The following is a 10,222-nucleotide window of genomic DNA, read 5'->3' as shown; positions in this document are numbered from 1 at the left end:
TGAATTCTACAGAAAAATATAATAATTTTGCACTTGCTGGTTGACTCTGCCCTATCGATTAATTTGCTAACTATCTGAAAAAAGGAAGTCATTTTTTTGTTCTTTCCTTGATTTAATGTATCTTTGCAAAAAGAAAATCTTAACGAGGAGGGCGGTTAATGGCACTTAGCAACCTTTCATATACAAATCTATTTACATACAGAACAATATGATTTTATTTTTCTTGGCTTCTAATGATACAGTAATTGCTACTGAAATCGACCACAATCCTACGCAGGAAGAAGTTGATAAGTTGAGTTGGCTTTATGGCAACGCAAAGGTAATGAACGACAAAGAGCTGTCGGGTTACTATCTTGGACCACGCCGCGAAATGATTACTCCTTGGAGTACGAATGCCGTTGAAATCACCCAAAACATGGGTATCAGTGGCATTTCTCGTATAGAAGAATACTTCCCATCGCAGTCTATGGAAGCTAATCCGGACAGAATGATATTTCGCAACTACGATGGATTGAACCAAGACATCTTCACGGTGGATATTCAGCCGGCTGAAATACAGTTTGTTGATAATCTTGAGAAGTTTAACGAGGAAGAGGGCTTGGCACTGTCGCCGGAAGAAATAGAATATTTACATAAGGTGGAAAAGCAGAACAACCGTCCGCTGACCGACTCGGAGGTATTTGGTTTTGCACAAATAAACTCGGAACACTGCCGCCACAAGATATTCGGCGGTGAGTTTGTTATCGACGGAAAGACGATGGAAAGCAGTCTTTTCAACCTTATAAAGAAAACAACCAAGGAAAATCCGGGCAAGATTCTTTCAGCTTATAAGGACAATGTAGCCTTTGCAGAAGGTCCGGAAATAGAGCAATTTGCTCCGAAAAGCCAAAGCACGTCCGACTTCTTCCGTGTGAAAAACATTGAGAGCGTTATCTCGCTAAAGGCTGAAACCCATAATTTCCCTACTACAGTAGAACCTTTCAACGGTGCTGCAACGGGCACAGGTGGCGAAATTCGCGACCGTATGGGCGGCGGTGTAGGCTCATGGCCCATTGCCGGAACGGCAGTTTACATGACAGCATACCCACGCTTGAAAGACGAAAACGGAAAGACGCCCGACTTGCGCGATTGGGAAGACATTCTGCCGGTGCGCAAATGGCTCTATCAGACGCCTCAACAGATACTTACAAAAGCCTCTAACGGCGCAAGCGACTTTGGCAATAAGTTCGGGCAACCGCTGATTGCAGGTTCTGTTTTGACTTTCGAGCACCAAGAAAACGGCGAAAAATATGCTTACGACAAAGTGGTTATGCTTGCCGGCGGTGTAGGTTACGGCACAAAGCGCGACTGTTTGAAGAAAACGCCACAGCCGGGAAACAAAGTTGTAGTCGTAGGTGGCGACAACTATCGCATCGGGCTTGGTGGAGGCTCGGTATCGTCGGTAGACACCGGTCGCTATTCAAACGGAATCGAGTTGAATGCTATTCAGCGTGCCAATCCCGAAATGCAAAAGCGCGCCTACAACCTTGTTCGTGCGTTGGTAGAAGAAGACGAGAACCCTGTTGTTTCTATTCACGACCACGGTTCGGCAGGACACTTGAACTGTTTGAGCGAATTGGTAGAGGATTGTGGCGGCAGAATAGATATGGACAAGCTGCCTATCGGCGATAAAACGTTGAGCGCAAAGGAAATCATTGCCAACGAATCGCAAGAACGTATGGGCTTGCTGATAGACGAAAAGTATCTCGACCACGTGCGTCGCATTGCCGAACGCGAACGCGCACCAATGTATGTCGTAGGCGAAACAACGGGCGATGCACACTTCTCGTTCGTTCAAAAAGATGGAGTAAAACCATTCGACCTTGATGTTGCACAGATGTTCGGACACTCGCCGAAGACCGTAATGAAGGACGAAACGGTGGAACGTAAGTACGCCGACGTAACTTATAATATAGAAAAGATAGACGATTACGTTACACGTGTGCTGCAATTGGAAGCCGTAGCTTGCAAAGATTGGCTCACAAACAAGGTAGACCGCTCGGTTACCGGACGTGTGGCACGCCAGCAATGCCAAGGTCAGGTGCAGTTGCCACTGTCCGACTGTGGCGTGGTGGCACTCGACTACCGTGGCTATAAAGGCATTGCCACCGCTATCGGGCATGCTCCGCAGGCCGGTTTGGCATCGCCGGAAGCAGGCTCGGTGCTATCGGTGGCAGAGTCGCTGACCAATATTGTATGGGCACCACTTGCCGACGGAATGGACAGCATCAGTCTTTCTGCTAACTGGATGTGGCCCTGCCGTGCGCAAAAAGGAGAGGACGCACGCCTTTACAGTGCAGTAAAAGCATTGTCGGATTTCTGCTGCGCCATTGGTGTAAACGTACCGACAGGCAAAGATTCGCTGTCGCTTACACAACAGTATCCTAACGGCGAGAAGATTGTTTCGCCGGGAACAGTCATCGTTTCAAGCGGTGCAGAGGTGAGCAATGTGCGCCAAGTGGTTTCGCCTGTATTGGTAAACGACAAAAATACACGCCTTTACCACATCGATTTCAGCTTCGACGAGCAGCGTTTGGGTGGTTCTGCCTTTGCGCAGAGCTTGGGTAAGGTTGGGTCTGACGTTCCTACCGTGAAAGAACCTCGTTATTTCTGCGACTGCTTCGATGCCATTCAAGAGATGATTCGTCGCGGTTGGATTCTTGCAGGGCACGACATTTCGGCCGGCGGTATGATAACAACGCTGCTCGAAATGACCTTTGCCAACCCTGAAGGTGGGCTACACATTAATTTGCACGATATGAAAGGCGATGACATCGTGCGCAAGTTGTTTGCCGAAAATCCCGGTGTTATCCTTCAAGTTGCCAACGAACACAATGACGAAGTGAAGGCTTTCTTGGAAGAGAACTGCATAGGCTTCGCCCGCATTGGCTATCCAAACACCAAAAACCGCACGCTAAGCATTGCCGACGGTGCATGGAAACACGACTTCGACATCGATGCTTTGCGCGAAGATTGGTATGAAACGTCTTATCTCTTCGAGCGTAAGCAGGCATCAAACGGTATGCTGAAAAACGCCACGACAACTATAAGAAGCAACCAATCGAAATGAAGTTCAACGAAAACTTCACCGGTAAGTTGCAGCAATACGGTTTAAATCCAAACAGATGGAAAGATAACGACACAACAACACATCAGACACATCGAAAACCAAAGGCTGCCATCATTCGAGAAAAGGGAACTAACGGCGACCGTGAAATGGCTTACAGTCTTTATCTTGCAGGGTTTGAGGTGAAAGATGTTATGATGACCGACCTCATTTCAGGCCGTGAAACGCTTGAAGAAATAAATATGATAGTGTTCTGTGGCGGTTTTTCCAACTCTGATGTGCTCGGTTCGGCAAAGGGTTGGGCAGGTGCTTTCCTCTATAACCCAAAGGCTAAGCAGGCACTCGACAACTTCTATGCACGCGAAGACACGCTCTCGCTCGGCATCTGCAATGGTTGTCAGTTAATGGTAGAGCTAAATCTTATCAACCCGGAGCATAAGCACCGTTCGCGATTGACGTACAACGACAGCCATAAGTTTGAAAGTGCTTTCCTCGGATTGAACATTCCGGAGAACAAGAGTATTATGTTGGGTTCGCTCAGTGGCAATAAACTTGGCATTTGGGTGGCACACGGAGAAGGCAAGTTTATGCTTCCCGAACCTGAAGACCATTATAATATTGTTGCAAAATACAACTATGCACAATATCCGGGCAACCCGAACGGCTCTAATTACAATGTTGCCGGTATCTGCTCTGACGATGGACGACACCTCGCAATGATGCCTCACCTCGAGCGTTCGGTATTCCCTTGGCAACAAGCATGGTATCCGGCAGACCGTCGTAACGACGAAGTTACTCCGTGGATAGAGGCATTTGTAAATGCACGCCAATGGGTTGAGGAACGAATAAAATAGTAATGTCAGACAACAAGAACAAAGAACTAAACAATGCAAGCCTGTCTTCTTCAGCCTCAAACGGAAGGAGTGGGCTTGCCATTTATTGGAATGCCTTCAAGACATTCTTCAAGATTGGTGCGTTTACGCTGGGCGGCGGTTATGCTATGATTTCTATTATCGAAAACGAAATAGTAGATAAACAAAAATGGATAACCAAGGAAGAGTTCGTTGATCTTATTGCAATGGCGCAGAGTTGCCCCGGTGTGTTTGCCGTAAACATAAGTATTTTCGTTGGATACAAGCTCCGCAAGACACCGGGAGCGTTGTGTACAAGTCTGGGAACAATGTTGCCATCGTTCCTTATCATTCTTCTTATTGCCCTGTTCTTTCATCAGTTCATGGACTTAGCGTGGGTGGCAGCCATGTTTCGTGGCATTCGCCCTGCCGTTGTGGCACTCATTGCAGTGCCCACATTTAATCTTGCGAAAAGAGCAAAGATTAATCTTGCCAACTGTTGGATACCCATTGTTACTGCATTACTCATTGCCTATTTAGGTGTAAACCCTATTTACATACTCATTGCTGCTTTTGCAGGCGGCTATTTGTATGGTAAATTCATAGCCCCAACCGAATAGATATGATATTTCTACAACTCTTTTACACATTTTTTACCATTGGAATGTTTGGCTTCGGTGGCGGTTACGGAATGCTTTCGCTTATCCAGACCGAGACAGTGATACGCCATCACTGGCTGTCTTCGGCAGAATTTACGAATATCGTGGCTATTTCTCAGATGACTCCGGGCCTATTGGGATAAACTCGGCAACCTATTGCGGCTATACAGCAGTGCACAATGCAGGCTTTACAAGTGAAATGGCTGTGTTAGGCAGCCTTACAGCCACATTCGCATTGGTGCTGCCGTCGCTTATTTTGATGCTTCTCATCAGCAAGATGTTCCTGAAATACATGAAGACACCCTTGGTTCAATCCATCTTTATGGGCTTACGCCCCGTTGTAGTAGGGTTGTTGGCAGCGGCAACATTGCTGCTTTGCAATAGCGAAAACTTCTCGTTACCCGGCGTAAATCCATGGCAATTCTGCATCAGCATCGCCCTTTTCCTTGCCACTTTCGTTGGTACGATGTGGCTAAAGATAAATCCAATCCGCATGATTTGCTATTCGGCAGTTGCAGGATTGGTACTTCTTTATTAGGAATAGAAATGCTTCGACAATTTCTTGTAAGCAACAAAAGAAGATTCAGACTCCATTAAATACCGAAGAACACGAAGAAAATGCCAAATAAAGGAACCTTTTTTTATATTTAACAGAGTACAAACAGAATTATAAGAAAAAAGGTGCATAATTACCGAAAAATAATTACCTTTGTGCGAATTAGTGAACAATAATTTTTAATCTAACTATAAAATGAAACTGAGAAATTTCTTTTTTGTAGCCTTATTCTTAATTGCAGGGGTGGCAAACGCACAGCAGTTTGGCTCTATTCCTGTAAACAAGAACGTAAGGCAGGGTAAGCTCAGCAATGGGCTGACTTATTACATCTTGCGCAACAACTGGCCTGAGAATGTAGCCAACTTCTATATTGCGCAGCGTGTTGGCTCTATTCAGGAAGAAGAACCGCAACGTGGATTGGCTCACTTCCTTGAACACATGGCGTTCAATGGTTCTGAACACTTCCCGGATTCAACTTTGTTGGAGTTTACACGCTCGCTCGGTGTGCAGTTTGGTAGCGATTTGAACGCTTACACCTCCATCGAAGAGACGGTTTACCGCATCAGCAACGTACCGACAAAGCGTCAGACGGCACTCGATTCTTGCTTGTTGGTTTTGAAAGACTGGTCGAACGGTCTTACCCTCGACGACAAGGAGATAGACAAGGAACGTGGTGTTATCCACCAAGAATGGCAATTGGGGCAGAACGCAAGGATGCGTATCTACGACCGTTCGCTGCCAAAGTTCTATCCTAACAACAAGTACGGACTTCGTTTGCCTATCGGTTTGATGAGCGTGGTAGACAACTTCAAGTATCAAGCCCTTCGCGATTACTATCACAAATGGTATCGTCCGGACAACCAGTGTATCATTGTTGTGGGCGATGTAGACGTAGACCACACCGAAGCACAGATTAAAAAGTTGTGGGCAAATGCTACCGTGCCGGCCAATGCTGCACAGGTAACAAAGCTTCCGGTGGAAGACAACGAGCAGGCTATCTATATTTTCGACAAGGATAAGGAGATGCAGAATTCTACTATCGGCATCTTAATGAAGCATGATGTATTCCCTGACGAGATGAAAACAAGTCAGGCATATTACATCGACAGCTATATGAAGACGATGATAACCATGATGCTGAACCAGCGTTTCAGCGAAATGAAGCAGAAAGCAGACTGCCCATTCACCAGCGCATACGGTTACGACGGCAATTATATGCTCTCAAGTACTAAAGATGCGTTCACATTGAACGCTACTGCCAAAGAAGGCAAAGACATAGAAGCATTAAAAGCCATCTATCGAGAGGCACTTCGTGTACGCCAATACGGCTTTACACCTACCGAGTTTGAACGTACCAAGCAAGAATTCTTATCGCAAATAGAGTCTGAATACACCAATCGCGACAAGACAACCAACAGCAAATATGGCGACGAACTGCGCGACCACTTCTTGAAGAACGAGCCTATCCCAAGCAAGGAAGACGACTACAAGATTATGAAGCAGCTCATTGAGATGCCTGCACTCAACTATCAGGTGGTAAACGAGTATGCTAAGGAACTTATTTCCGACAATGACCGTAACCTTGTTGTCTACATCTTCGCACAAGACAAGGCCGGGAAGGTAGACCCAACCGAAGAGAAGATGGCACAAGCTATCAAGGAAGTACGTGCAGAAAAGATAGAACCATACGTTGATAACGTAAAGAGCGAACCTCTGTTGGACGAAACAAAACTGCCAAAGGCCGGCAAAATAGTGAAGGAAACAGAGAACAAGAAGCTCGGTTACAAAGAGCTGACATTGAGCAACGGTGCTCGTGTTATCCTCAAGAAGACCGATTTCCAAGCCAACGACGTACGTTTCTATGCAGCAGCAAAGGGCGGCAGCAGCTTATATGGCAAGGCTGACTTCGACAATCTTAAGCTGTTCAACTCTGTTATGGAAAATAGCGGACTTGGAAACTTCTCTAAGCAAGAACTCACCAAGGCTCTCTACGGAAAGCAGGCAAGCGCAGACTTGTGGCTCGGCACATACTATCAGTATGTAAGCGGTCAGTCTATACCAAAGGATATTGAAACGATGATGCAGTTGGTTTACCTCAAATTAACCAACGTAACAAAGGACGAGCAGGCTTTCAACGCAATGATGAAGCAGTACGAAGAGGCTTTGAAGCACAAAGACCTTTCTCCGGAGAGTGTCTTCTCCGACTCAGTGTCAGTTACTCTCTACAACCACGAACTTCGTTACGCTCCTCTTTCAGTAAACTCACTCAAAGGCGTGAATTACGACCGCATACTCCAAATATGGAAAGAGCGTTACGCTAACCCCGGACAGTTTGTATATTACTTCGTTGGAAACTACGATGAGACTGCTCTCCGTCCGCTTATCGAGAAGTATATCGGTAGCTTACCAAAGGGCAAAGCTGAGAATTGGAAAGAAGTTCCATTCTTCGTTAAAGGTAAAGTGTTGAACCATTTCACCTTCAAATCAGAGACTCCAAAGGCTATGAGCGTAGAAGTTTGGTATCAACCAACTAAGTACACTGTTGAAAATGCTGTACTTGTGGACGCTGCAGCGCAAGTATTGTCAATGGTTTACCTGAAGGACATTCGTGAAGACCAAGGTGCTGCCTACTCAGTAGGTGCAAGCGGTGGCTTAAATCAGACTGCCGACAAGACCTTTGCCATTATTCAGGCACAGTGCCCAATGGATCCTAACAAGGCTGAAATCGCTGTTAAGCTCCTCAACGAAGGCATTAAAAACAACAGCGTAAAGGTCGATATGGATAAGCTTCAGAAGGTTAAGGACTTCATGCTCAAGCAAGCTGACATCAAAGCGAAGAACAATCGCCACTGGATAAATGTTCTAAGTGAGTATATCACATTAGGTGTAGATATTCAAAGCGACTACAAGGCTGCTGTTGAAGCCCTGACACCGGAGAAGATTGCAGCCTTCCTGAAAGGCTTGCTCGCTGCCGGTAACCACGTAGAAGTGGTGATGACACCTGCCAAATAAGACTTTTTGCGCAAGTCTTGCAGTTGTAAGACTTGTGCAAAATTACACATTCAATCATACAAAAGCCCACGATTGTTGTTGCAATCGTGGGCTTTTTCTATTCTAAAGAGAGTGTATCAAGGCTCAAAGGCTTGGTTTTTCTCTTTCCCTTTACAGCCTTTTTGCTTATATTTTTGCATTTGCTATCTTCTGATTATAACCACATTAAATCATAAAAAATCTCACCCCTGCTACGTGCAGAGGTGAGATTAAGGGTTTCAATAAAGTGTTTCAGTTACACCTTATATATATTAGAGCTGTGGGCCGGCTGCTACAAGCTTCTTGCCGGCTTCGTTTCCTTCGTACTTCTTGAAGTTCTTAATGAAACGGTTTGAAAGGTCTTTAGCCTTCTCTTCCCACTGTGCTGCGTCAGCGTATGTATCGCGTGGGTCAAGAATGTTGGTATCAACACCTTCCAACTTTGTAGGAACAGTGAAGTTGAAATAAGGAATCTGCTTTGTTGGAGCAGCGTCGATAGAATGGTTCAGAATTGCATCGATGATACCACGTGTATCTTTAATAGAGATACGCTTGCCTGTACCGTTCCAACCGGTGTTCACCAAGTAAGCCTTAGCACCGCTCTTTTCCATCTTCTTAACCAATTCTTCAGCATACTTTGTTGGGTGAAGCTCCAAGAAAGCCTGTCCGAAGCAAGCAGAGAATGTAGGAGTTGGTTCTGTGATACCGCGTTCTGTACCTGCCAACTTAGCTGTAAATCCGGAGAGGAAGTAGTATTTTGTCTGCTCAGAATCGAGGATTGATACCGGAGGAAGCACACCGAAAGCGTCAGCACTCAAGAAGATTACCTGCTTTGCAGCCGGACCTTGAGAGAGTGGACGTTGGATATTCTTGATGTGGTAGATAGGATAAGACACGCGAGTGTTCTCGGTTACGCTCTTGTCAGCGAAGTCAATCTTACCGTTTTTGTCTACTGTAACGTTCTCGAGCAATGCGTCGCGGCGGATAGCACCGTAAATATCAGGTTCAGCTTCCGGGTCGAGGTTGATTACTTTCGCATAGCAACCACCTTCAAAGTTGAACACACCGTTGTCGTCCCAGCCGTGTTCGTCGTCTCCAATGAGCTTACGCTTAGGGTCGGTAGACAGTGTTGTCTTACCGGTACCGGAGAGACCGAAGAAGATTGCTGTATTTTCTCCGTTCAAATCGGTGTTTGCAGAGCAGTGCATAGAAGCAATACCCTTCAATGGCAAGAAGTAGTTCATCATAGAGAACATACCCTTCTTCATTTCGCCACCGTACCATGTGTTGATGATAACTTGTTCTTTAGAAGTTACGTTGAACACAACTGCAGTCTCAGAGTTCAAGCCGAGTTCCTTCCAGTTATCCACTTTAGCCTTTGATGCGTTGTAAACGATGAAGTCAGGTTCTTGTTCAAAGTCTTCTTCGCTTTGTGGGCGAATGAACATGTTTGTAACGAAGTGTGCCTGCCATGCTACTTCCATGATGAAGCGCACCTTCATACGTGTATCTTTGTGAGTACCGCAGAAACCATCAACAACAAACAAACGCTTGTTGGAAAGTTCCTTCTTTGCGATTTCCTTTACTGCATTCCAAGTTTCCTTAGTAGCTCTGTGGTTATCGTTCTTGTACTCTTCAGATGTCCACCATACTGTGTCGTGTGAGTTTTCATCATCAACAATAAACTTATCTTTAGGAGAACGACCGGTGTAGATACCTGTCATTACGTTGATAGCACCAAGTTCTGTTTCTTGACCTACTTCGAAACCTTCAAGACTCTCTTTTGTTTCTTCGTTGAACAATACTTCGTATGAAGGGTTGTACAACACTTCTTTTGCGCCTGTAATACCATAATTAGCAAGTACGCTCTTATCAAATTTTGCCATTTGTAAATATTATATAATGTTGAAATTAATTTCCGTATCTTGTAACAACTTTACCTTAAAAAAGCACCGCAAAGGTAATAATTTTATGATGTAATGCAAAATCATAGGTATAAAAAATGCAACGATAAGACGTT

3 protein-coding genes and 2 pseudogenes are annotated in these 10,222 nt (G+C 45.3%); 4 read left to right on the top strand and 1 reads right to left on the bottom strand.

Features of this window, described 5'->3' with window-relative positions:
• Positions 1–208: 208 nt before the first annotated feature.
• From purL to JCM15124_RS10680, 4 genes and pseudogenes are all read left to right on the top strand, one after another.
• Positions 209–3,960, top strand: a pseudogene (gene purL, locus JCM15124_RS14165) (phosphoribosylformylglycinamidine synthase).
• A gap of 2 nt (positions 3,961–3,962) precedes the next feature.
• The gene (locus JCM15124_RS10690; protein WP_024999427.1) at positions 3,963–4,577 is read left to right on the top strand and encodes a chromate transporter; all 615 of its coding nucleotides are present in this window, start codon (positions 3,963–3,965) and stop codon (positions 4,575–4,577) included.
• A gap of 2 nt (positions 4,578–4,579) precedes the next feature.
• Positions 4,580–5,154 (top strand): annotated as a pseudogene (locus tag JCM15124_RS14160) (chromate transporter).
• Positions 5,155–5,367: 213 nt separating this feature from the next.
• Positions 5,368–8,184 (top strand): M16 family metallopeptidase, encoded by a 2,817-nt coding sequence (locus JCM15124_RS10680; protein ID WP_024999426.1) that lies wholly within the window; start codon positions 5,368–5,370, stop codon positions 8,182–8,184.
• Between the two features lie 290 nt (positions 8,185–8,474).
• On the opposite strand, the gene pckA is transcribed toward JCM15124_RS10680, so the two are convergent.
• Complete coding sequence (pckA, locus tag JCM15124_RS10675; protein WP_024999425.1) at positions 8,475–10,088, bottom strand: phosphoenolpyruvate carboxykinase (ATP); 1,614 nt, start codon at positions 10,086–10,088, stop codon at positions 8,475–8,477.
• Positions 10,089–10,222 lie beyond the last annotated feature (134 nt).

This window comes from Prevotella falsenii DSM 22864 = JCM 15124, assembly GCF_000613945.1.
GTDB classification, from domain to species: domain Bacteria; phylum Bacteroidota; class Bacteroidia; order Bacteroidales; family Bacteroidaceae; genus Prevotella; species Prevotella falsenii.
This window is presented reverse-complemented; position numbering and strand designations above follow the sequence as displayed.